The 22,096-nt window shown below is 68.9% G+C and carries 16 protein-coding genes and 1 tRNA gene; 5 read left to right on the top strand and 12 right to left on the bottom strand.

From position 1 onward, the window contains the following. Positions 1-67: 67 nt before the first annotated feature. Complete coding sequence (locus ASE58_RS02110) at positions 68-2,038, bottom strand: GGDEF domain-containing phosphodiesterase (protein ID WP_235513459.1); 1,971 nt, start codon at positions 2,036-2,038, stop codon at positions 68-70. A gap of 188 nt (positions 2,039-2,226) precedes the next feature. Between ASE58_RS02110 and moaA the strand changes: the two genes are divergently transcribed. From moaA to ASE58_RS02130, 4 genes are all read left to right on the top strand, one after another. Further along, positions 2,227-3,225, top strand: coding sequence for a GTP 3',8-cyclase MoaA (gene moaA / locus ASE58_RS02115; protein ID WP_055817470.1), 999 nt, complete (start codon positions 2,227-2,229; stop codon positions 3,223-3,225). Continuing rightward, positions 3,222-3,992 carry an NAD kinase gene (locus ASE58_RS02120; protein ID WP_055760357.1) on the top strand — a complete coding sequence of 257 codons (771 nt, stop codon included), beginning with the start codon at positions 3,222-3,224 and terminating at the stop codon, positions 3,990-3,992. Before moaA ends, ASE58_RS02120 begins: the two co-directional genes overlap by 4 nt. 68 nt (positions 3,993-4,060) lie before the next feature. After that, positions 4,061-4,135, top strand: a tRNA-Asn gene (locus ASE58_RS02125). Between the two features lie 229 nt (positions 4,136-4,364). Next, positions 4,365-4,979, top strand: coding sequence for a CC0125/CC1285 family lipoprotein (locus ASE58_RS02130; RefSeq protein WP_235513460.1), 615 nt, complete (start codon positions 4,365-4,367; stop codon positions 4,977-4,979). A gap of 407 nt (positions 4,980-5,386) precedes the next feature. Here the strand turns inward: ASE58_RS02130 and secA are convergent, their stop codons facing one another. From secA to ASE58_RS18510, 3 genes are all read right to left on the bottom strand, one after another. Next, positions 5,387-8,134, bottom strand: a complete 2,748-nt coding sequence (secA, locus tag ASE58_RS02135; RefSeq protein WP_055817472.1) for a preprotein translocase subunit SecA — start codon at positions 8,132-8,134, stop codon at positions 5,387-5,389. A gap of 91 nt (positions 8,135-8,225) precedes the next feature. After that, the gene (locus ASE58_RS02140) at positions 8,226-8,480 is read right to left on the bottom strand and encodes a hypothetical protein (RefSeq protein WP_156347562.1); all 255 of its coding nucleotides are present in this window, start codon (positions 8,478-8,480) and stop codon (positions 8,226-8,228) included. Between the two features lie 96 nt (positions 8,481-8,576). After that, entirely contained in the window at positions 8,577-8,999 is a 423-nt protein-coding gene (locus ASE58_RS18510; RefSeq protein WP_082467545.1) for an energy transducer TonB, read from the bottom strand. On the opposite strand from ASE58_RS18510, the gene argJ reads away from it, so the two are divergent. Next, entirely contained in the window at positions 8,998-10,224 is a 1,227-nt protein-coding gene (gene argJ, locus ASE58_RS02145) for a bifunctional glutamate N-acetyltransferase/amino-acid acetyltransferase ArgJ (protein WP_055817476.1), read from the top strand. The genes ASE58_RS18510 and argJ overlap by 2 nt on opposite strands. 105 nt (positions 10,225-10,329) lie before the next feature. Here the strand turns inward: argJ and ASE58_RS02150 are convergent, their stop codons facing one another. The 8 genes from ASE58_RS02150 to ASE58_RS02185 are packed head-to-tail and all read right to left on the bottom strand — an operon-like array spanning position 10,330 to position 22,029. Beyond that, positions 10,330-10,803 (bottom strand): hypothetical protein, encoded by a 474-nt coding sequence (locus tag ASE58_RS02150; RefSeq protein ID WP_055817478.1) that lies wholly within the window; start codon positions 10,801-10,803, stop codon positions 10,330-10,332. After that, positions 10,803-11,126 carry a thioredoxin gene (gene trxA, locus ASE58_RS02155; RefSeq protein WP_055760313.1) on the bottom strand — a complete coding sequence of 108 codons (324 nt, stop codon included), beginning with the start codon at positions 11,124-11,126 and terminating at the stop codon, positions 10,803-10,805. The genes ASE58_RS02150 and trxA overlap by 1 nt, the downstream gene beginning before the upstream one ends. Before the next feature lie 47 nt (positions 11,127-11,173). Continuing rightward, positions 11,174-14,599 (bottom strand): double-strand break repair helicase AddA, encoded by a 3,426-nt coding sequence (addA, locus tag ASE58_RS02160; RefSeq protein WP_055817480.1) that lies wholly within the window; start codon positions 14,597-14,599, stop codon positions 11,174-11,176. Further along, positions 14,586-17,555: a double-strand break repair protein AddB gene (addB, locus tag ASE58_RS02165; RefSeq protein ID WP_055817482.1), complete on the bottom strand. Its 2,970-nt coding sequence runs from the start codon at positions 17,553-17,555 to the stop codon at positions 14,586-14,588. The genes addA and addB overlap by 14 nt, the downstream gene beginning before the upstream one ends. Then, positions 17,548-18,303 carry a nucleotidyltransferase family protein gene (locus ASE58_RS02170; protein ID WP_055817484.1) on the bottom strand — a complete coding sequence of 252 codons (756 nt, stop codon included), beginning with the start codon at positions 18,301-18,303 and terminating at the stop codon, positions 17,548-17,550. Before ASE58_RS02170 ends, addB begins: the two co-directional genes overlap by 8 nt. Continuing rightward, positions 18,300-19,271 carry an aminoglycoside phosphotransferase family protein gene (locus tag ASE58_RS02175; protein ID WP_055817487.1) on the bottom strand — a complete coding sequence of 324 codons (972 nt, stop codon included), beginning with the start codon at positions 19,269-19,271 and terminating at the stop codon, positions 18,300-18,302. Before ASE58_RS02175 ends, ASE58_RS02170 begins: the two co-directional genes overlap by 4 nt. Continuing rightward, on the bottom strand, positions 19,256-19,696 hold the full coding sequence (gene tsaE / locus ASE58_RS02180) for a tRNA (adenosine(37)-N6)-threonylcarbamoyltransferase complex ATPase subunit type 1 TsaE (RefSeq protein ID WP_055817489.1): 441 nt from the start codon (positions 19,694-19,696) through the stop codon (positions 19,256-19,258). The genes ASE58_RS02175 and tsaE overlap by 16 nt, the downstream gene beginning before the upstream one ends. After that, positions 19,696-22,029, bottom strand: a complete 2,334-nt coding sequence (locus ASE58_RS02185) for a sensor histidine kinase (protein WP_055818126.1) — start codon at positions 22,027-22,029, stop codon at positions 19,696-19,698. Before ASE58_RS02185 ends, tsaE begins: the two co-directional genes overlap by 1 nt. Positions 22,030-22,096: the final 67 nt, after the last annotated feature.

Here is a 22,096-nt window from a genome sequence, read left to right on the forward strand (position 1 = left end):
TCGGTCGGGAGAAGAAGAAGCGGGACCCCGGATCAAGTCCGGGGTGACGTTGCGGTTGGGGCTACCCCTACCCCAATAACGCCGTCAGCGCCGGGACGGTCAGCGGTTCGGCGCACAGGAAGCCCTGGTACAGCTGGCACCCCTCGGTCGCCAGTGCGTCGCGTTGTTCGACCGTTTCCACCCCTTCGGCGATGATCGTCAGGTCGAGCGAGCGGGCCATGTCGATCACGCCGCGCACCACCACCCGGTCGCGATGCGATCCGACGATATCCTGCGTCAGCCGCCGGTCGAGCTTCAGATAGTCGAGCGGCAGCGCCTTCAGATAGGCGAGGCTGGAATAGCCGGTGCCGAAATCGTCGATCGCGACGCGGCATCCGGCGGCGCGCAGCGTCGCGAGCAGCCCGGCCGCCTCGCCCAGTTCGGCGATCAGCCCGCTTTCGGTGATCTCGACGGTCAACCGGTCGCGCGGAAACCCGCTCGCATCGGCGGCGGCCAGCAGCGTTTCGGCGAAATCGGGCTGCGCCACGTCCTCGGCCGTCACGTTGATCGACAGCCGCAGCCGCGACAGCGGCGCGTCCCAGCGCGCGGCGATGCGCATCGCCAGATGCTGGACATGCGCCGACAGGCTGCCGGCCAGCCGCGCCTGCGCAGCGGCGGCGAACAGCAGTTCCGCGCCCAGCTCGCCACGGTCGGGATGATCCCACCGCGCCAGGGCCTCGACCCCGACGATCCGCCCGGCCAGCAGGTCGACCTGCGGCTGGAACCGGATGGTAACCTCCCCCCGGTCGATCGCACGGCGGACCTCGCCCGCCAGCCGTTCGGCGCTGTCCTCGGCCGGCGGCTCGTGCGGATCGTCCGAACGGACACCGGGCAGCTCCCGCTGTATCCGGCGGATCAGCTGCTCCCCCGTTTCGTCCCCCTGCGCGACGCCGCACGCCTGCCGCAACGCCAGCGACACCATCGTGCTGCCCGCGACGAACGGCCGCGCCAGCGCCTGCTTCAGCGCCTCCTCCAGCCCGTCGTCATTGCCATGCGGCAACAGCACCGCGAATTCGGTCCCGCCCAGCCGCGCCAGCGCCGCGCGGGCGACGCCGGCGTCGCGCACCGCCTGTTCGATCCGCCGTTCGACCGCACGCAACAGGGCATCGCCGACCACCCGCCCCTGTTGCCGGTTCACCGGATCGATCCCGGCCACCGCCAGCACGCGGATACCGGGACGCTCGCCGCCCTCGATCCGGCGATCGAGCCAGCGCTCCGCCCCGGCATGGTCGCGCACCGACCCCAGCGCCTCGCGCACCACCGCGCCGATATCGCCGACGCGCGCCAGCGGTTCGATCAACGCATGAAGCCGCCCGCTATGCCGATCGCGCGCGACATGCTGCACGACCCGCCCAAGGCCCGGCAGGTCATGGGCAAAGGCGGTGGCGGGCAGGTTATCGGTCAGCCGCCGGAGGCCCGCCAGCGCGATGCGACGCCCGTCCGGCCCCAGTGCCCGCAACAGCGCGCGCGGATCGCTGGTTTCGGCAAAGCCGGTCGCCTCCGCCAGCGCGGGCGTCAGTTGCAGCGTGCCGCGTTCCGCATCGTGCCGCCAGCCGAGCGGCGCCCCCGCCCCGGCCGCCGGATCGTGCCAGCCGCCGCCCATGCGCACGACATGGCGCTCGGCCGATCGCACCGCCTGCAACAGCACTTCGCCGCCGATCGGGCTGACCAGGATATGGGTCGCGCCGGCATCGTGCAGCGCGCCCAGCCGGTCGACATCGCCGCGCGACACCAGCACCAGCAGCGCATCGCCATGGCCGGCGATGCGCGACAATTCGGCGGTGGCGGCAATCCCCTCGTCGATCGCGCCGCGTGCATCGACGATCGCGATGGCCGTCCCGCTGGCGGCGACGCGCTGGCGCAGGCCATCGGCACGGCGGGCGGCAACGACGCGCCAGCCGGCCCGCGACAGGATGGCGGCGAGTTCGTCCCGCTGCCGAAACGACAGTACGAACAGCGCGCGCTGCTGCGCCGCCTCATGCCCCGACCATGCGGTCAATTCCCACCCATCGGCGCGGACTGTATGAAACCCTGCGCGCGGCGGCAATGGACCGTCCGTATGGTTCGGTCTTACAACATGACCGGCTGATCGCCCCGCCCCCCGCTCGGGACAGGGCAGGTTCGGCACGAAAAGCGCGCAGCCCCGGTCATTGCCATTCCGGGGTCGGCACCCTAGCTTTGCCGGTAATGTCCTGCGCCCCTTCCCTCATCGACGCGCATGGCCGTACCATCCGCTATCTGCGCATATCGGTCACCGATCGATGCGACCTGCGCTGCCGCTATTGCATGGCGGAGGCGATGACCTTCCTGCCGCGCGCCAAGCTGCTGAGCCTCGAGGAGATCGCGCTGATCGCCGAACGGTTCGTGGCGCGCGGGATCGACAAGATCCGCCTGTCGGGCGGTGAGCCGCTGGTGCGACGCGGCGTGACCGAACTGACCCAGCGGCTGGGCCGGATGGTTGGGAACGGCCTGTCCGAACTGACCATGACGACCAACGCCACCCGGCTGCGCGAACATGCGCCGGCGCTGGCCGCTGCCGGCATCCGCCGGATCAATGTCAGCCTCGACAGCCTCGAGCCCGACGTCTTTAGCTATGTCACGCGCCATGGCGACGTCGCGCAGGTGCTGGACGGCATCGCCGCCGCGCGTGACGCGGGCTTGGCGGTCAAGATCAACATGGTGGTCCTTAAAGGCCTGAACGAGGAGCATGTCGGCGACATGCTCGACTGGTGCGGGCGCGAGGGGCATGACCTGTCGCTGATCGAAACCATGCCGCTGGGCGCGATCGACGAGGATCGCACCGACCGCTTCGTGCCGCTGACCCGCGTGTTCGACACCCTGTCCGACCGCTTCACCCTGACGCGCGACAACCACCAGACCGGCGGGCCGGCACGATACTGGCGGGTCGGCGAACATGGCAACCGGCTGGGCCTCATCTCGCCGCTGACCGCCAATTTCTGTGCCGGGTGCAACCGGGTGCGGCTGACGACCGAGGGCAAGCTGTACCTCTGTCTCGGCCATGACGATCATGTCGACCTGAAGGATGCATTGCGCGAGGGCGGGATCGCGGCGGTCGATGCCGTGCTGGACGCCGCCCTGCCGCGCAAGCCCGCCGCGCATGATTTCCGTATCGAAACCGGGGCGGCGCCCGCCGTTGCCCGCCATATGAGTGTGACCGGCGGATGACCACGCGCCTTGCCCTGCTGGCCTCCCCCACCGCACAGGCGCGCGCGGCGGAGGAAACGCTGCGCGCCCGCTACGACTGGGTGGGGGTCGAGGATGCCGACCTGATCGTCGCGCTGGGTGGCGACGGGTTCCTGTTGCAGGTGCTGCACATGCTGCTGGAGCGGCGGCGGACGGTGCCGGTGTTCGGCATGAACCTGGGCACGGTCGGGTTCCTGATGAACGAATGGCGCATGGATGAGCTGGACCGGCGGCTGGGCCGGGCCAAGCCGTTCCGCGTATCGCCGCTGACCATGACCGCGACGACGATGGACGGCGAACAGCGCGTGTTGCCCGCGATCAACGAAGTCTCGCTGCTGCGCGAAACGCGCCAGACCGCGAAGCTGGAGGTATCGCTCAACGACCGGGTGGTGATGCCCGAACTGGTCTGCGACGGCATCCTGGCCGCCACCCCCGCCGGATCGACCGCCTATAACCTGTCGGCCAACGGCCCGATCCTGCCGATGGGGTCGGGGATGCTGGCGCTGACCCCGATCAGCCCGTTCCGCCCGCGGCGCTGGCGCGGTGCCATCCTGCCCGACAAGGCGCGCATTACGCTGCGCGTACTGGAGCCGGAGAAGCGCCCCGTCTCGGCCGTCGCCGACCAGCGCGAAGTGCGCGACGTGGCGCAGGTGGACATCGCGGCGGATCGGGTGCGCGACCTGACGCTGTTGTTCGACCCCGAACACGCGCTCGACGACCGCATCACGATGGAGCAGTTTGCCGGCTGAGGCGAGAAAGTGAAAATAACCGCTTGCAAAGCCCGAATCCGCTGGTAGAGACGCGGCCTCGCAGTTGTTCCCTGATAGCTCAGCGGTAGAGCTCTCGACTGTTAATCGAGCGGCCGTAGGTTCGAATCCTACTCAGGGAGCCAGCGACACCCCGGCACGACCGGGCGGACAAGGCGGGGCTGATGCTCCGCCTTTGGTCGTTTTGGGCTATGGCATTGGTGCATCTTGGTAAGGCCGCGTTCAGCAACGGCTAATCTGATGTACGGCACGGTCCATCGGCTCAAGTCCACGGACCCGAACCCCCGGCGGATCGTTTCATTCGCAATGGAACGACGCCATGGGTCGGTAGCCATGGCGGCATTGGAGAAACTGATGTTGCTGAACCCTACCCCGCGTGCCCGCCTGCGGGCGATCGGCACCACCCTTGTCGGGGCGCTGGCGCTGGCCGCCTGCGCGACGCCGACCCCGTATCAGCCCGCTTCGGGCTCGGGATTCTATCGCAACGGCTATAGCGACCAGCAGATCGAGCCGAACCGCTATCAGGTCAGCTTTTCGGGCAACAGCCTGACGTCGCGTGAAACGGTCGAGCGCTATCTGCTCTATCGCGCGGCGCAGCTGACGCTGGAGCGTGGCTATGACTATTTCATCATGGCCGATCGCGACACCAACCTGCGCAGCCGCACCTATTCGACGCCAGGCGTCGGTGGCGGCTTCGGGGGATGGGGCGGCGGCTTCGGCTTTGGCGGCTGGGGCCCGGCATGGCGCTATCGCAGCCCGGCGTTCGGCTGGCGCGCCTGGGACCCGTTCTGGGGCGATCCGTTCTTCGACCGCTCGGTCGATATCCGCACTGTCGACAAATATGAGGCGATGGCGGAAATCGTGCTGGGTCGCGGTCCCAAGCCCGGCAACAACGTTCGGGCGTTCGATGCCCGTGCGGTGCTGCAGAGCCTCGGGCCGAGCGTGATGGAGCCCGAACCGCGCCGGTAAGTGGCGTCTGGGTCTGAATTGCGGAAAGGCCGCCGTTCCCGTGGGGGAGCGGCGGCCTTTTTGCTGGGCGGGCCTGTCCGTGGAGGTTGGACGTATTGCATTGGCGGAGTGCGTTGGGGACGCTCGCATATTGGCAGCGACACCAGCCAGTCTCGTCACCCCGGACTTGATCCGGGGTCCCGCTTCTTCATCGGCCGCGGAAGAAAAGGGAGCGGGACCCCGGGTCAAGCCCGGGGTGACGGGGGGAGAGCGGTGGGTCGCCAACTGGCGATCGGGCCTTCGCCTCGCCAATAAGCGTATCCCCGCGCAGGCGGGGATCCAGAGCCGCAAGCGTCGTCGCCCGTGACCCTAGATCCCCGCCTGCGCAGGGGTACGCTTTAGCCGTCAACTATGGGACGGCGGCAGCCTTACGCCACCAGCACCCCATGGCAGTGCTTGTACTTGCGCCCCGACCCGCACGGACACGGCGCGTTGCGGCTGACGCGGCCTTCCCAGCTGGCCGGATCGTCGCCCAGTTCCTCGTCGGGCTGCGGGGCGGCCATCTGCAGCATCGGCACGCGGGTCGTTACCAGCCCCGGCGTGCCCTCCCCGCCCCAGCTGTCGTCCTCGCCGGTCAGCGGGTCGATATGCATCGTCAGGAAATCGGGCAGTTCCGGCAGTTCGGGCGGTGCCTGGAAATTGAAGTTCGCGTGCGCCATCGTGCGGGTCACGTCCTCGCGAATGCTGCCCAGCATCCGTTCGAACAGCGCGAACGCCTCCTGCTTATACTCGTTGATCGGCGTCTTCTGGGCATAGGCGCGCAGGTGGATGACGGCGCGCAGTGCGTCGAGCATCGCCAGATGCTCCTTCCAGTGATGGTCGAGCGTCTGGAGCAGGATCGACTTCTCGATCTGGGTCCAGCTGTCGGCATCCAGTTCGGCCGACTTGGCATCGACCAGCGCGTCAGCTTCGGTGCGGATACGCTCTTCCAGCGTTTCCGCGTCGAGGCCGTCTTCGTTCGCGACCCATTCGGCGACCGGCGCATCGACGCCCAGCAGCTCCTGCGCCTGTTCGCGAAGCCCCTCGACGTTCCACTGTTCGGGATAGCTGTCGGGCGGCACCGCGTCGCCGACGACGGTGTTGACCACCGCGTGGCGCATGTCGACCACGACGTCGCCGACCGCTTCGGCGTCCATGATGTCGGCGCGCTGTTCGTAGATGACCTTGCGCTGGTCGTTCATCACGTCGTCATATTCGACGACCTGCTTGCGCACGTCATAGTTGCGCGCCTCGACCTTGCGCTGCGCGGTTTCGATCGCGCGGGACAGCCACTTGCTGCCGATTGCCTCGCCATCCTCGATATTGTTGCGCATCATCTTCGCGAACAACGTGTCCGGCCCGAAAATCCGCAGCAGATCGTCGTCGAGGCAGAGGTAGAAGCGCGACAGGCCCGGATCGCCCTGACGCCCCGACCGGCCGCGCAGCTGGTTGTCGATGCGGCGGCTTTCGTGGCGTTCGGTGCCCAGCACGAACAGGCCGCCGGCATCCAGCACCTTCTGCTTTTCCTCGACGATCTCCGCCCGGATGCGCGCGGCGGCGGCGTCATATTCGCTCGTCCCCTCGACCAGATCGGGATGTTCGTCGAGCATGCGGAATTCGAGGTTGCCGCCCAGCTGAATGTCGGTACCGCGACCGGCCATGTTGGTCGCGATCGTCACCGCGCCCAGCCGCCCGGCCTGCGCCACGATATGCGCTTCGGATTCATGGTAGCGGGCGTTCAGGACCTTGTGGTCGACGCCTTCCTGCGTGAGAAACTCCGACAGCAGCTCCGACTTTTCGATCGAGACGGTGCCGACCAGCACCGGCTGCCCCTGCGACGCATGTTCGCGGATCTTCTTGGCGATGGCGCGGAACTTGTCGTCCAGCGTCTTGTAGAATTCGTCCTCTTCATCGACACGGCGCACCGGCACGTTGGTCGGGATCGAGACGACGTTCATCTTGTAGATGTCGAAGAATTCGGGTGCTTCGGTCGCCGCCGTGCCGGTCATGCCCGACAGCTTCGGGTACATGCGGAAATAATTCTGGAAGGTGATCGAGGCGAGCGTCTGGTTCTCCGGCTCGATCGTCACGCCTTCCTTCGCCTCGGTCGCCTGGTGCAGACCGTCCGACCAGCGGCGGCCGTCCATCATGCGGCCGGTAAATTCGTCGATGATGACGACCTTGCCGTCCTTCACGATGTAATCGGTATCGCGCTTGAACATCATGTTCGCCCGCAACGCCTGATTCACATGGTGGACGACCTGCGTATTTTCGAAGTCGTAGAGGTTCGCGCCGAACAGCAGCCCGGCATCCTCCAGCATCCGTTCGACCTTTTCCGTGCCGTCCTCGGTCAGCACGATCGCCTTCTGCTTTTCGTCCTTCTCGTAATCGTCGGCGCTCAGGCGCTTCACGATCTCGTCGACCGAGCGGTACAGGTCGGACTTGTCGTCGGTGGGACCCGAGATGATGAGCGGGGTGCGCGCCTCGTCGATCAGGATCGAATCGACCTCATCGACGATCGCGAAGTTGAACGGCCGCTGCGTCATCGACGCGCGGTCGAACTTCATATTGTCGCGCAGATAGTCGAAGCCGAATTCGTTGTTGGTGCCATAGGTGATGTCGGCGCCATACGCTTCGCGGCGCTGGTGATCAGCGATGTTCGGCACGATCACGCCGGTAGTGAGACCCAGGAAGCCGTACACCTGCCCCATCTGTGCCGCGTCGCGCCGCGCCAGATAGTCGTTGACGGTGACAACGTGTACGCCATCACCCGGCAGCGCGTTCAGATAGCAGGCGAGCGTCGCGACCAGCGTCTTTCCTTCACCGGTGCGCATCTCGGCGATTTCGCCCCGGTGCAGCACGATGCCGCCGACCATCTGCACGTCGAAATGGCGCATGCCCAGCACGCGACGCGCGGCTTCGCGCACGGTTGCGAAGGCTTCGGGCAGCAGCGAATCGAGCTTGGCGCCGTTCGCCAGCTGTTCGCGGAACTTCGGGGTCTGCGCCGCCAGCTCCGCGTCGGACATGGCGGTCAGCGTGGGTTCGAAGCCGTTGATCTTGTCGACGATCGACCCGAGCGATTTGACGTAACGGTCGTTGGACGACCCGAACAGCGATTTGGCGAGGCCACCGAACATGGGCGAATTTCCTTTGGGATCAGGCGTGCGCGCCGCGCCGAATGCCGGCGGCTGCGCAGAATGGGGATGGTCGAAAAGGCGCGGTTACGCGCTATTCGTGGGTGCGCAGCGTGCGTGCGCGCACCGCGAACCGGGGCGCGGGCGTCAGGAACAATGGCTGCGGATCGCGCGCGTAAGGCTGTACCGGCCGCGCGGCTGCGACCGACCCGCCCTCGACCACCGCGACCGCGATCTGTGCGGCGACGACCTGCGCCTGTGCGACCTGCCGCGCATTCGCGACTCCCACGCCGGGCAGCAGGCCGGTCAGGCCCGTCAGCAGCGCAGAGAGGAACAGCAGCAAACGCAAGCGATACGTCCAGACGGTTTGGTTTCGCGACGGGTCGCCCGGCGCATAGTGGCGAGACATAGGGACGCGGCGGGCCGGCGTCCAGCGGCGGTTGATCTACTTGACGGCAGATCGGCTTGGCAATCTCCAGCGCATTTCCCGTTGCCATACGCCAGCAGCGGCCTTTCCATCCGCGTCACGGGCCGGCTTGAAGCGCAATCGCGTCACCATCCCGCGACAGGTCGCCTCATCCAGTGTCAGGCCACCCGACTGGAGAATACGGCATCCTGCAACCCTGCCCCGCCGATCGACATCGATCGCAAACTTCACCACACCCTCTTCGCCGCGCCGAAGCGCCTCCGCAGGATAATCATCATCGGTCAACCATGTCGCGGGACCGACCCTTTCAGGCGGAGTCTGCGCAATCACCCCGCCACCCCAACAAAGCGTTGCAACCGCCGCGCCCATGCGTAGGAACCGTCGCATACTCATCCCCCTGCCCCGCTTACCGGCGCAGGCTAGACCGGACACAGCGCCCATGTCGACTGCCGTATCCCCGCTCGCCACGCCGTTCCCCGCGCTGCCGCCGATCGCGGGCGTGACGCTGCGCGTCGCGCGGGCGCGGTACAAGAATTGGGACCGGTGCGACCTGACCTTCGTGACGCTGGCCGAAGGCACGGCGGTCGCCGGCGTGCTGACCAACAGCAAATGCCCCTCGCCCGAGGTCGAATGGTGCCGCCGCGCGCTGGTGCTGGGCCGGGCGCGGGCGCTGGTGGTCAACGCGGGAAACTCCAATGCCTTTACCGGCGACCGGGGCCGCGCCGCTGTCGAGGCGATCGCCGCGCGCACCGCACAGGCGATGGAATGCCAGCCGTCCGACGTCTTCGTCGCCTCTACGGGCGTGATCGGCGTGCCGCTGCCGATCGACAAGGCCGAAGCCGGGCTGGACGCCGCCTTCGTCGCCGAACCCTGTGGCTGGGAAGCGGTCGCCGAGACGATCGGCACCACCGACACCTTTACCAAGGGCGCGTTCACGACGGCGAAGATCGGCGACCGCACGGTCAAGCTGTCGGGCGTCATCAAGGGGTCGGGCATGATCGCGCCGGACATGGCGACGATGCTCGGCTTCATCTTCACCGATGCCGCGGTCGATCCGGTGTTCCTGCAAGACGCATTGGAAGCAGCCAACCGGCGGACCTTTTCGTGCATCACGGTCGATGGCGACACCTCGACCAGCGATACCGTATTGGCCTTTGCGACCGGGGCGGCGGGCAACGATCCGATTGCGTCGTTCGACGATGACGGCGCGGATGCGTTCTCAGCGGCGCTGCACGAGCTGTGCCGCCAGCTCGCGCATCTGGTGGTTCGCGATGGCGAAGGTGCGACGAAGTTCATCGCGGTGACCGTCGAAGGCGCGGAGAGCAACGGCAGCGCCCACCGCATCGCGATGAGCATCGCCAATTCGCCACTGGTGAAGACTGCCATCGCCGGGGAGGACGCCAATTGGGGGCGGGTCGTCATGGCGGTCGGCAAGGCGGGCGAACCGGCCGAGCGCGACAAGCTGTCGATCCGCTTCGGCACGACGCAGGTGGCCGAGGGCGGGCTGGCGGTCGCCGGTTACGACGAAGCGCCGGTCGCTGCGCATCTGCAGGGTCAGGAGGTCGAGATCGGCGTGACCCTGCATCTGGGCGAAGGCCACGCCACCGTGTGGACCTGCGACCTGACGCATGGGTATATTTCGATCAACGCCGATTATCGTAGCTGAGCGCGCTGGGGCGGGTACTCGTCAACGCTGGATCAATAGCGGACAGGCTTTCAGCTTCTTCCCGGTCAGATCAGTGTAAATGCCGGTTCCAAGCGAGCATCATGGTCAATGCTCGGTATCGAGCGGCGTGATCGAGAGCATCTCGTTGAGAACGATCAGCCCCGGCGATAAATTGAAGTGCCCGTATCCCAGCATAGGCTCACGCTTCATGTCGACAGCCTGCCGCCCAACAAACCTGACCTTGTAAAGCCGCCCATAATACAGCCCCTTGCTGCCAGCGGGTTTGGTGAAAGGCGTCAGCGCTTCGTACGTATTGAGCCACGGTAGGCGATTGGTGGGGTTAAGATCGGCGCGACTGTTCGCGCCCTCTGCAAAAGCCTGTCCTTCGAACTCGTCGATCCAGATGCCTTCGTAGACACGCGGCAGGTCGAGATCGACACAAATCCGGTCCCCGCGATATACGAGATACTTGCGGCTGCCTTCGCCCGCTTCGCGAGCGCATGGAGGTACCCGCACGAGCCGCCGTAATTTGGCGTCCGGCGACGCTGCCGCCTGTAACAGCAGCGCCGCCAGCAACATCAACCCAGTTCGCCCTCGAGCCATGCCTTCAACTGGCTCTTGGGCCGTGCGCCAAGCAGGTCGGCGACCGGCTGGCCGTTCTTGAACAGCTTCAGCAGCGGGATCGACTGCACGCCCATCGACCCGGCGGTATCGGGGTTGGCCATGATGTCGACCTTGGCGATCGTCACCTTGTCGCCCAGTTCGTCGGCGATTTCTTCCAGCGCCGGGGCGATCATCTTGCACGGGCCGCACCAGTCCGCCCAGAAATCGACCAGCACCGGCTTGTCGGATTGCAGGACGTCGGCGGAAAAGCTGGCGTCGGTAACGGTCTTGGTCGGCATGATAATCTCCTTGGTTCGGCAATATCTATGGTCTGGGGGTCGGCACCTCAAGCTTCGCGGGGCAAGCTTTGTTCCCCCGCCCCCAAGCCGGGCTTGTGCGCAGCGACCACCGCATCGGGCAGTACGAACATCCGCGGGCCGGCGGTGTAGAGCAGCGCCGCCTCCACGCCGTGATCGGGAAAGATCACGCGGAGTGCCGCGGTATAGGCCGCCATCTGCCGCAGGTGATAGACCGGGATGTCGGCCACGTCGTCGGGTACACGTCGCCCGGTCTTGAAATCGACCACGCGCACCGTGCGGTCGCCGATGCACAGCCGGTCGACGGTGCCGGCCACCACTTGCGTACCGACCACGGCGGCGATCGGCGCCTCGGCCAGCGCGTCGGGGCCGAACAGGTCGGCAAAGTCCGGATCGTCGAGCACCGCCATCGCATCGCGCGTCACCCGGCGGCGCAGGCCGGCATCCGCCACGCCCGCCGCGCCAGCCAGCCAGCGTTCAGCGGCATCGGCCCGCTCGGCCCGCGGCAGGTCGGGCAGGCGTTGGAACAGCTGGTGGAGCAGCCGGCCCCGCTCCGCCGCCGCGCGCATCGTTGCGGTAGGCGGCGGGTCCGACACCTCGTCTTCACCCACGGCGGACGGGGCGAGCGGGCGCGGCGGGCGCGCCTCTGCCGGGGCCGGTGCGCGCAGCCAGGCGGGCGCGGGTGCGCCGACGACCGGTGCCGTGCCGGCCCGCGCCTTCGCCGCGACCGGCGGCTGCGGGGTCAGGCCGGTGAAGACGCGCTCGCCCTCCCCCTCCGCCACGCCCAGCGCGTCGAACGCCGCGGCGGCGGCGCTGTACCAGCTGAGCGGCGGCGGCACGCCCTTGTATTTGGCGGACGGCGCGCCGGCGATGACCAGCCGCTCCTCGGCACGGGTCGCGGCGACATAGAAGAGCCGCCAATGTTCCTCCAACTCGCGCTGGTCGATCGCGGCGAACGCATCGTCGACCGGCGTCCCCCGCTCAGCCCCGCGCGGGCGGAACAGCGGAAAGGCCGCACTGTCATGGCCTTCGGGTGCCCAATGGACGATATCGCGGCGGCTGTTGGTCGGGTCGATCGCGGCATCGGCCAGCAGGACCAGCGGGGCCTGCAACCCCTTCGACCCATGCGCGGTCATCACCCGCACCGCGCCGCCCGCACCGCCCGCGTCGCGCTTGATCTCCACCTCGCCCCGGTCGAACCATTCGACGAAGCGCTGCAGCGACGGCGTGGCGACGCTTTCGAACGACAAGGCGGCGTTGAGTAATTCGTCGATCGGATCGCGCGCCTCTTCGCCCAGCCGCGCGATCAGCTTGGTGCGTCCGTCCAGTTCACCCGAGAGCAATTCCTCGAGGAAGCGATAGGGCGTCGCGAAATCGGCGCGGCGCAGGATGCGCGACAGCGGTTCGACCGCATCGCTGTTCGTCTGGCGCAGGTGCCGCCAGAGGCTCCCGCCCTTGCGCAGCGCCCCGGCCAGCAACTGTTCCTGCGTCCAGCCGATCAGCGGCGAGACGAGCAGGCTGGCAAGACTCAGGTCATCGTCGGGCTGGAGCGCGAAGCGGATCGCAGCGAGCAAATCCTTGACCGCCAGCGGCGCATCGAGCCGCAGCCGGTCGACGCCCGCCACCGGCACCCCCTCGGCATAGAGCCGCGCGACGATCAGCGAGGCGAGGTCACCGCGCCGCTTGACCAGCACCATGATGTCGCCCGGCTGGAGCATCCGCCCCTTGGATTCCAGCGGCAGCGTGCCGATCCAGCCGGCGATCGCCCGCGCGATCTTCGCAGCGATCACCCGCGTCACGTCATCGACCCAGCCTTCCTCGGCATCGTCGGGGGTATCGACCACCGTCGGCGCCCACAGGGTCACGGTGCCGGGGCCGGGCACTTCGCTGTCATGGGTGTCGGGCGCGTCGATGCCCATCGCCGGTTCGGGCAGGGTGGCGATGGCGGCATCGACGAATTCCAGCACCGGGCGCGTCGTGCGGAAGCTGTGGGTCAGCGAGAGCGTGTCGAGTTCGCGCGCATCGCCATGATATTCGCTGGGCAACGCGGCGCGCCGTTCGAAATCGACATGCGCCGCGCGGAAATAGATCGGGTCGGTGCCCTGGAAGCCGAAGATCGCCTGCTTGTAGTCGCCGACGACGAACAGCGTCCGCATCCCCGCCGCGCGCACCGCGTCGCCGCTGAAGAATTCTTCCACCAGCGACCGGACGATCGCCCACTGCTGCGGATTGGTGTCCTGTGCCTCGTCGATCAGGACATGTTCGGTGCTCTGGTCCAGCTTGAAGCGCACCCAGTCGCCGATGCCGGGTTGCGCGAGCAGGTTCAGCGTCTCGCGGATCAGGTCGTCGAAATCGACCGCGCCGGCGCGCCGCTTGGCACGGACATAGGCATCGGCATAGGCGCGCCCGGCCGCCATCGCGTCGGCCAGCGCATCGGCATAGCCCATTTGCGCGGCCAGTTCGACCAGCTCGCCCGCGCGGCCGCCGACCACATCGGCCAGTTCGTCATAGTCCGGTTCGGCGGCGATCAGCTTGGCCGATGCCTTGCGCAGCGTATCCTCGGCCGTGAAGAAGATCTTGCGCACGTCGCGGACACGTGCGGCGCGCTCGGCCGAGGCACGCGCCAGCCAGTCCATGATCGCCGCATGGGTCTTCTTGCCGGTGGCCGTGCCCCAGCTGAGATTGGCGGCGGCCAGCCGTTCGAGCGCGTCGCAGTCGAATGCGTCGTCGCTGCACGCCTCTGCCAGCATCTCATCGACCGGGCCGGACGGCAGGTCGAGCGCGCGGCGCAGGAACGGCTGGAGGCCGCTTGGCAGCTCGGCCATCGCCTGCGGGCGCTTGGCACATTCGCGCAGGAAATTCTCGGCCGCGCCCTCACCCATGCGCAGCGACATGGCGGCGATGGCGTCGCCGATCCGGGTCGATCCGGTGCGCTGCTCCTCGACCAGCAATTCGGCCAGCGCCTCGCGTGCCATGCCCGCTTCCTCGCGCGCCTCCAGCGGGCGGAAGCCGGGGACCAGCCCGGCCTCGACCGGGAACCCGGCGAGCAGGCTCTGGCAGAAGCCGTGGATCGTTTGGATGCGTACGCCGCCGCCCGGCGCGTCGAGGACGCGGGCGAACAGCGTGCGCGCGCGCGCCAGTAGCGCCGGGTCGTTCACATCCTCGCCCAGCGCGAACAGGTCGGCCTTCAGGTCCGCAGGGGCGAGGCGGACCCAGCGCGCGAGACGGCTGGCGACGCGCTCGGCCATTTCCGCCGCACCGGCCTTGGTAAAGGTCAGGCACAGGATCGCGGCGGGATCGACGCCGCGCAGCAGCAGGCGGAACACGCGCGCCGACAGAACGTGGGTCTTGCCGGTGCCCGCCGACGCCGACAGCCACACATGGCGGTGCGGGTCGCTGGCCGCCGCCTGGTCGTTCTTCAACCGCTGGAGCGCGCGAACCTCACTCACGGCCATACCATTCGTCGCGGCGCATCAGCTGGTCGTAATCGGCATAGGCGGCATATTCGGGCACCAGTTTCGCGACGAATGCTTCGTCGCCGGTCAGGAAGCGGGCGACCGCCTCCTCGAAATGCCGCTTCGCGAGCGCGACGAACTCGGCGGTGGCGATCCGGCCGCCGGTGCCCGCGGCGTTGACCGGGGTGGTCATCTTGCCGAAACTGTCCTTGTCCTTGATGAGCGACCAATATTCGAACGCCGCCGCCGTGCCGCGCACCTGCGGGAAACAGCCGCGCTCGGCCATAAGCCCCAGCAGCCCCAGCTGCAGGCTGTAGCCGGCAGCGACTGCCTTGCCGCTGGGCGCCTTGCCGGTCTTGTAGTCGATGATCGCCAGCGTGCCGTCGGCGGCGCGGTCGATCCGGTCGGCCTTCCCCGACAGCTCGACCCCGGCGATTTCCAGCACGCCGTCGCATTCGACGCCCACGACGTCGCGCCCCTCGGCCAGCTTTTCGTGGGTCAGCGCCGCGACCCAGTCGATCGCTTCGCGCAGGCGCGGCACCCACAGCGCGCGCAGCAGCGGATGGGTGCGCGGGTCGTCGGACAGCGCCTGCAACCGCCGCCGCAGCTTCGCGGGGTCCAATCCATCCTCGCGTGCCCAGCGTTCCAGCACGCCATGCACCGCCGTCCCCCGCCACGCGGCGGTCGCATCGGCATCGACCGCATCCAGCGGCGACAGGCGCAGCATCCTCCGCGCATAAAAGGCGTAGGGATCGGCTTTCATCCGGTCGACCTCGGTCACAGAGATGCGGCGCGGGCGCAGCGCCACCGGCGGGCGGGGTGCCGGACGCGATGCGGCGGCATAGGTAGCGGGCCGGTCGATCGCCCGCGCCCAGTCGCGCAAATGCCCGGCGCGTTCCAGATTGTCGTCGAGCGCCTGCAACCGCAGCCACAGCCGCGACGCGATGGTCGGCGCGGTGGCATCGCGCGCGGCGCGGGTCAGCACGACATCGGGCGCGCCCATCGCCCCGGCAAAGTCATGCGCGGCAAGGCCGATGCGGCGCTCCAAGCCCGGCAGCCCCAGATCGGCGCGGATGCGCGGGGCGAGCCACGGATCGGGCGACGGCAGCGCGGGCCATACCCCCTCATTCAGCCCGCCGAGGATCATCAGGTCGGCGGTCTGCAACCGCGCCTCCAGCAGCCCGAGGATGGCGAGGCGAGGATGCGCACCCTGCGGCGGGCGTACCGCCACCTCGTCCAGCAGCGTGCGCAGCAGCGCGGGCAGGACGCGTGGGTCGACCAGCGGCGGGCCGATCGCCGCCTGTTCCTCCAGCGCGGCGATCAGTTCGGCAGCGGCGCGGCCTTCGGGCCGACTCCACGCCGCATCGCCGGCCAGCGTCGTCGCGGTTTCGCGCAGCACGGTCAGCAACCGGACCAGCGGCTGTGGCCCGGCGGTGAAGACCTCGGCCAGCGGGGTCAGCAGCGGGCAAGCAACCTCCCAGAAGCTCGCCGCCGCCGCGCGGATCGCCGAGTCGCGCGGCTCCCCCTCGCTCAGATGGCGGTCGATCCCGGCCAGTCCCGGCGCGGGCCGCGGCCCGCGCAGCGCCCGGTCGAGGCGACGGACGCCATCGAGCCACACCACCCGCTGTTCCGCTTCGCCGCTCTGGACCAGCGGATGTTTGAGCAGCGACAGCAGCGCAACCGGGGCGAACACCTGGGCCGCCGCCTCGACCAGCGCCAGCAGCAGCGTGCCCGGAGCCAGCAGCGACAGCGGCTGCCCGGCGGAATCGTCGACCCCGACGCCCCAGCGCGCCATGTGCGCCGCGACCCGCCGCGCCAGCATCCGGTCGGGGGTCACCAGCGCGGCGGTGCGGCCCGGCGTCTCCAGCGCCTCACGCAGTGCGACGGCGATCGCCTGCGCCTCCTCGGCCGGGGTCGCCAGCTCAACCATCCGCACGCCCGACAGGCGCCGGTCGGCGGCGGGGACGTCGATCCAGTGATGGGTGCGCTCGGCCGGGCTGAGCGCGGTGGCGATGGCGCGGCTGCGGGTCGGCGTCGCGTCATGCTCGCTCGCCGCCTGCCACCGCACGAATTCGTGGCGGCTGACGCCCATCCGGTCGAGCAGCAGCTTCAGGTGATATTGCGGATGGGTCTCGATCGACCGCCTGCGCCGCCCCGTCACCGGATCGGGCGCATGGGGGCCAAGCGATTCCCATGCCTCGTCCTCCATCGCGAGGTCGAGACCGGGCAGCACGACCATGCCGCGCGGAAGCCCGGCGACGCAGCGCTGGATGCGGGCGATGGCGGGCGCGTTGGTCGCGATGCCCGCCGCGCAGACTAACCCCTTGGGCGGATCGACCGCCCAGCGCGCGCCGAGCCGACCGAGCAGCCGGGTGCGCCGGTCGGCGAGGTCGATCCGCCCCAGCGCCGCCAATTCGCCCGGCCAGCGATCGAGCACGATGCGGAACAGCTCCAGCGACCGCTCCCAATGCGCCGATAGCGTTTCGTCGAGATCGAGGGTGCGCAAGCGCGCCGGATCGATCTCCTCGACCAGCAGCTGGTCGAGCGTCGCGGCAAGGTCACCCGCCAGCCGCACCGCCTCCGCCGCATCGACCGGGCGGCCGGCACGCTGGCGTTCCTCGGTCACCAGCCGGGCGAGGATCATCCGCCGGGCCAGCGGGTCGATCGCGGGCGGGATCGGCGTCTGATCGGCCGGGTCGGCGAAACTGCCGATCCCTTCGTCCAGTTCGGGATCGCCGATCGCGACCAGCCGGGGGAGCAGCAGCCCGCCACCGCTGGCGCGCACGAACGCTTCCTGCACCGTCCGCTTGGCGCGGTTGGTGGGCACCAGCACCATGCCCTGCGCCAGCGCGAGCCGGTCGCCGCCGAACCGGCGGATCAGCCCGACCGCCAGTGCATCGGCGAACGCCCGGTGGATCGGGATGGTGTAGAGGCTGAGGCGGGTGCCCTCAGCCATCGGCAAGGACGGCTTCGGTCATGCCCACCGCCGAAGGGGTGCCGACATCGAACCACAGCCCCTGATGCGCGACGCCATAGGCGCGCCCCGCCTCGATCGCGCGGTTCCAGAACAGGTTGGTCGAGAACGCACCCTCGGGCCAGTCGGCGATGATGCGCGGCGACAGGATCTGCACGCCGGTGAAGACGAACGGTGCCAGCCGGCCGGGCTTCCGGCGGCCGGTGATGCGGCCCGCCGCATCGATATGGAAATCGCCTTGGCCGCGGTGGCCATGTGCCAGCGCCTGCGGCACCAGCAGCAACAGCGCGTCCATCTTCGCGTCATCCCACAGGCTGCTGAGCAGCTTGATCGAATCGACCGGCCCATCGACCCACAGATTGTCCGAATTGACGCAGACGAACGGCTGGTCGCCGATCAGGTCGCGCGCCTGCACCAGCCCGCCGCCGGTCTCCAACAGCTTCGCGCGCTCGTCGGACACCGCGATGTCGATGCCCTTCACCCGGTGCTTGAGATGCGCTTCCATCGCATCGGCGAGGTAGTGGACGTTGACGACGGCGCGCTTGACCCCTGCCCCGCGCAGCCGGTCGAACACGTGATCGATCAGCGGCTTGCCCGCGACCTCGACCAAGGGCTTGGGCCGCATCGCGGTCAGCGGGCGCATCCGCTTGCCCAGCCCCGCCGCCATCACCATCGCGGTTTCGGGCACCGTCGCTTGCGGATGCGGGCGGATCGAACGGAGGGTGGTCATGCAAGTTCCTGCGGATCGCCGCGCTTGGGCGACGGGATGTTGAGATCGAACCAGCGCGCGACCCCGGCGAGCGCCGGATGGGTCAGGTCACGCTCCAGATAGCGCCAGACGCGCGGGCACAGCGCGCCATAGCGCGGCTTGCCGTCGCGCCGCCACAGCCGGGTGAAGATGCCGAGGATCTTCGCATTCCGCTGCGCCCCGAACAGGTGATAGGCAGCGTCGAACCCGTCCCCCGCGCCGGTCGATTCGCGGTAGCGGGCGAGCATCGACGCCTCGACCACCGCCGGCACGTCGCGCCGCGCGTCCTGTAGCAGCGATACGAGGTCGTAGGCGGGGTGGCCGGCCAGCGCGTCCTGAAAATCGAGCAGGCCCAGCCGCGCATCGTCGAGCAACATCAGGTTTTCGGCGTGATAGTCGCGCAGCACGGTGACGACCGGCATTTCCGGCAACGCGTCGAACGCCGCGTTCCATGCCGCGACATAGCCCTCGATATCGACCGACAGCCCCAGCGCATCGCAATACCATTCGATCAGCAGGTTCGCTTCGCGCAGGATGAATGCACGGTCGTACGGTGGCACGGGCGCGGGTTCATGGCGTTGCAGCCGCAGCAGCTGGTCGACGGCGGCGGCGTACAGCCGGCCCTCGCTTTCGGGCGCGGCGTCGACCGTCTCGCGCATCCGCATGTCGCCGAAATCCTCCAGCAGCATGAAGCCGGCAGCGGCATCGTCGGCCAGGATCGCGGGCGCCGAAAAGCCGCGCTCACCCAGCCATGCCGCCATATGCGCGAACTTGCGGGTATCCTCGGGCGGCGGCGCGTCCATCAGCACCGCGCTGCGCCCCGCCTCGATCACGCGGTAATAGCGGCGGAACGACGCATCGACCGCCAGCGGCAATATCTGCGCATCGCCCCAACCGGCGTCGGCAAGAAAAGGGACAGCCGCATCGCGCGGGTTCAGGTCAGCGGCCATCGCCCTTCCCAAGCGTCCGGCACGCGCGCTGTCAAGCGCCGCCCGCCGCCGTCGTCGAACGCGAGGCTCAGCCACAGCGCTTCCGGCCAATGGTCGTCGCCCAGCCGTTCGGGCCATTCGACCAGCAACAGCGCGTCGTCCGCTTCGTCCAGCCCCAGCTCGCGCGCTTCTTGCCGATCCTCGATCCGATAGAGATCGACGTGCAGGACGCTCAGACGCACTTCGGGCGGGTCATAGGGCTGGACGATGGCGAAGCTCGGCGACGGTGCCTCCCCCGCCAGCCCCAGCGCCGCCAGCAGCCCGCGCGCGATACTGGTCTTGCCGGCACCCAGCGGGCCCGACAGCGCGATGACGTCGCCCGGCCGCACCACCGCCGCCAGCCTCGCACCCAGCGCGTGCGCCGCCGCTTCGTCCGCCAGGTGCATCACGGCTCGCGCGGCAGGTCGATCGTGACCAGCGTCCCGACGCCCTTCTCCGACACCAGTTCGATCGTCCCGCCATGCGCCTCGACCGCCTGCCGCGCGAGCGGCAGGTCGAGGCTGAGCGCCCGTTCGCCGACCCGCGTCGCCCCGGCCTGCGCAAAGCGGTCGAACGCGCGCGCCACCGCATCCTTCGACATGCCCGGCCCGTCGTCCGATACCACGATCCGCGCGCGCTGTGCATCGCCATCGACATGCAGCAGCACGCGCCCGCCCTGCCGCAAGCCGCCGATCGCATGGTCGAGCAGATGGCCCACCGCCTGGCGCAGCCGCCGCGCATCGCCCAGCATCACGCCGGCGGTCGGCGCGATCTCGACGGCCAGCTCGACCCCCCGCGCCGCCGCCGCCGCTCGTGCCGCATCGGCCGCTTCGCCCGCGATCATCTTCAGCGGCACCGTGGCCCGCGCGACCGGCGTGCTTTCATTGGCAGTCAGGTCGAGCGTGTCGTCGATCAACCCGCCCAGCCGCTCGACCGACTCCAGGATCGCGTCGGTATAGCGCGCGCCATCAGCGGTCAGCTTGCCGGCATATCCCGCCTGCAACATCTCGGCGAAGCCCTTGATCGAGGTCAGCGGCGTGCGCAGCTCATAGCTCATCGACGCGACGAACGCGGTCTTCACCCGGTCGGCCGCCTCCAGCGCCTCGTTGCGGTCGCGCAGTGCCTGTTCCATCCGCCGGCTGTCGGAAATGTCGAGCATGGTCAGCAGTGCATTGCCATCGGGCAACGGCACCGCGCCAAATTCATAATGCCGCCCATCGGCCATCGCGAACCGGCCCGATCGCTGCATCCGCTGTTGCGTGGCGAAGCGGACCAGTTCGGGGATCAGCGCCGCCTTGCCCGGGCTGGCCAGACTCTCGGCGACCCGCTCAGCCAGCGCATCGACGCGCGGATGGCTGTCGAGGAAGGCGTCGTCCAGGCCCCAGACCTGCCGGAACTTCGCGTTCCAGATCTGCAACCGGCCATCGGCCGCGAACACGCCCAGCGCCTCGAACAGATTGTCGAAGGTCGCGGTGCGGACCCTGAGCAGCGTGTCGCGCGCGCTGGCCAGCTGCACCTGTTCGGTGCGATCCTCGAAGATCAGCAGCAGGCCGCCCTCGGGCAGCGGCTGCGCCACGACGCGCAGGTGCGTGCCGCCGGGCAGATGCCATTGTTCCTCGATCGCGCCCTCTGCCGCGCGGAACCAGTCGCGCCGCTCGGTCTTCCACCCCGGAAAGTCGCGAACCTCGGGCAGGCGCTTCGCCTCGCGCATCCGGTCCAGCACCCGGTCGAACTCGGGCCGGTCGGCCAGCCATTCGGGCTTCATCGCAAAGGTGCGGCCGAACGGCTGGTTATAGAAGACGAGCGTGCGGTCGGGCGCGAACTGCGCCACGCCCGCCGACAGCCGGTCGAGCATCGCGCGCTGTGCCTCGCGGCTGCGCTTCAGCCGGCCACGGGCCTCCTCGATCTCGTGCACGTCGATCGCGAAGCCGCCGGTGCCGCCATCGCGCAGCGGCATGTCATGGACGCGCAGCATCCGCCGTTCGCCACCGATCGTCGCGGGCATCGCCGCCGCCTGCGGCTGTCCCGTGTCGCGCGCGATCGCCGCGCTGGCGAGCGGCCCGCCCATGCCGACGCCCTCGACCAGTTCGACCTGCCGCGCGATCACTTCCGCCGCGTCACCCGCATCGACCGCGCGGACATAGGCGGTGTTGACCATCGCCAGGCGCAGCGTGTCGTCGCGATACCACATCGGCATCGGTGCCGCTTCGATCAGGCTGGACAGCGCGTCGAACGCGGCGCGATATTCCTCTGCCTCTGCGCCCAACGTCGCGATCTCATTATGAAATTCGGTCGCGTCGAAGAACCAGACGAGCACCCCGCCCGGCGTGTTGAGCGCCGCCGGTGCCCGGTCGCCGATTGCGAACAGCGACCGCGCCGAACCGGTCGCGCGGACGACGGTGCGGAACGGCTTGCCCCCGCGCAACGCGGCGGTGATCGCATCGACCAGCCGATCGGCGCTGCCCGGCTCCAGCCCGCTATCGGCATTGCCCAGATCGGCGACCGACGCCGGCAGGTCACTGCGCCCCAATCGGTCGGCCAGCGGCCGGTCGAGCAGCAGCCGCCCATCGGCGCGCACCACCATCGCCAGCGCAGGCGATGCGGACAACGTGGCGCTGAGCGAATCGAACATCGCCCCCGCCGCCGCCGCCTGCCGCCGTGCGGACAGGCCGGCCTGCAGCATCCACGCGCTCGCGCCGACCAGCAACGCCAGCACGACGCCGCTCAGGACGGCCGTCATCAGGGTCAGGGTAATCAAGCAAGCGCCTCGCGGGCAGACGATGGGACGGCAAAAATGGGCACGCCCC

Origin of the sequence: Sphingomonas sp. Leaf9 (assembly GCF_001421355.1) — a bacterium.
Taxonomy (GTDB): domain Bacteria; phylum Pseudomonadota; class Alphaproteobacteria; order Sphingomonadales; family Sphingomonadaceae; genus Sphingomonas.

Bases quoted from the DNA above. Each gene is read 5' to 3' on its own strand.
- moaA (WP_055817470.1), top strand. From the start codon at position 2,227: ATGTCCTGCGCCCCTTCCCTCATCGACGCGCATGGCCGTACCATCCGC.
- ASE58_RS02120 (WP_055760357.1), top strand. From the start codon at position 3,222: ATGACCACGCGCCTTGCCCTGCTGGCCTCCCCCACCGCACAGGCGCGC.
- ASE58_RS02130 (WP_235513460.1), top strand. From the start codon at position 4,365: ATGTTGCTGAACCCTACCCCGCGTGCCCGCCTGCGGGCGATCGGCACC.
- secA (WP_055817472.1), bottom strand. From the start codon at position 8,134: ATGTTCGGTGGCCTCGCCAAATCGCTGTTCGGGTCGTCCAACGACCGT.
- argJ (WP_055817476.1), top strand. From the start codon at position 8,998: ATGTCGACTGCCGTATCCCCGCTCGCCACGCCGTTCCCCGCGCTGCCG.
- ASE58_RS18510 (WP_082467545.1), bottom strand. From the start codon at position 8,999: ATGGGCGCTGTGTCCGGTCTAGCCTGCGCCGGTAAGCGGGGCAGGGGG.
- ASE58_RS02150 (WP_055817478.1), bottom strand. From the start codon at position 10,803: ATGTTGCTGGCGGCGCTGCTGTTACAGGCGGCAGCGTCGCCGGACGCC.
- trxA (WP_055760313.1), bottom strand. From the start codon at position 11,126: ATGCCGACCAAGACCGTTACCGACGCCAGCTTTTCCGCCGACGTCCTG.
- addA (WP_055817480.1), bottom strand. From the start codon at position 14,599: ATGGCCGTGAGTGAGGTTCGCGCGCTCCAGCGGTTGAAGAACGACCAG.
- addB (WP_055817482.1), bottom strand. From the start codon at position 17,555: ATGGCTGAGGGCACCCGCCTCAGCCTCTACACCATCCCGATCCACCGG.
- ASE58_RS02170 (WP_055817484.1), bottom strand. From the start codon at position 18,303: ATGACCACCCTCCGTTCGATCCGCCCGCATCCGCAAGCGACGGTGCCC.
- ASE58_RS02175 (WP_055817487.1), bottom strand. From the start codon at position 19,271: ATGGCCGCTGACCTGAACCCGCGCGATGCGGCTGTCCCTTTTCTTGCC.
- tsaE (WP_055817489.1), bottom strand. From the start codon at position 19,696: ATGCACCTGGCGGACGAAGCGGCGGCGCACGCGCTGGGTGCGAGGCTG.
- ASE58_RS02185 (WP_055818126.1), bottom strand. From the start codon at position 22,029: ATGACGGCCGTCCTGAGCGGCGTCGTGCTGGCGTTGCTGGTCGGCGCG.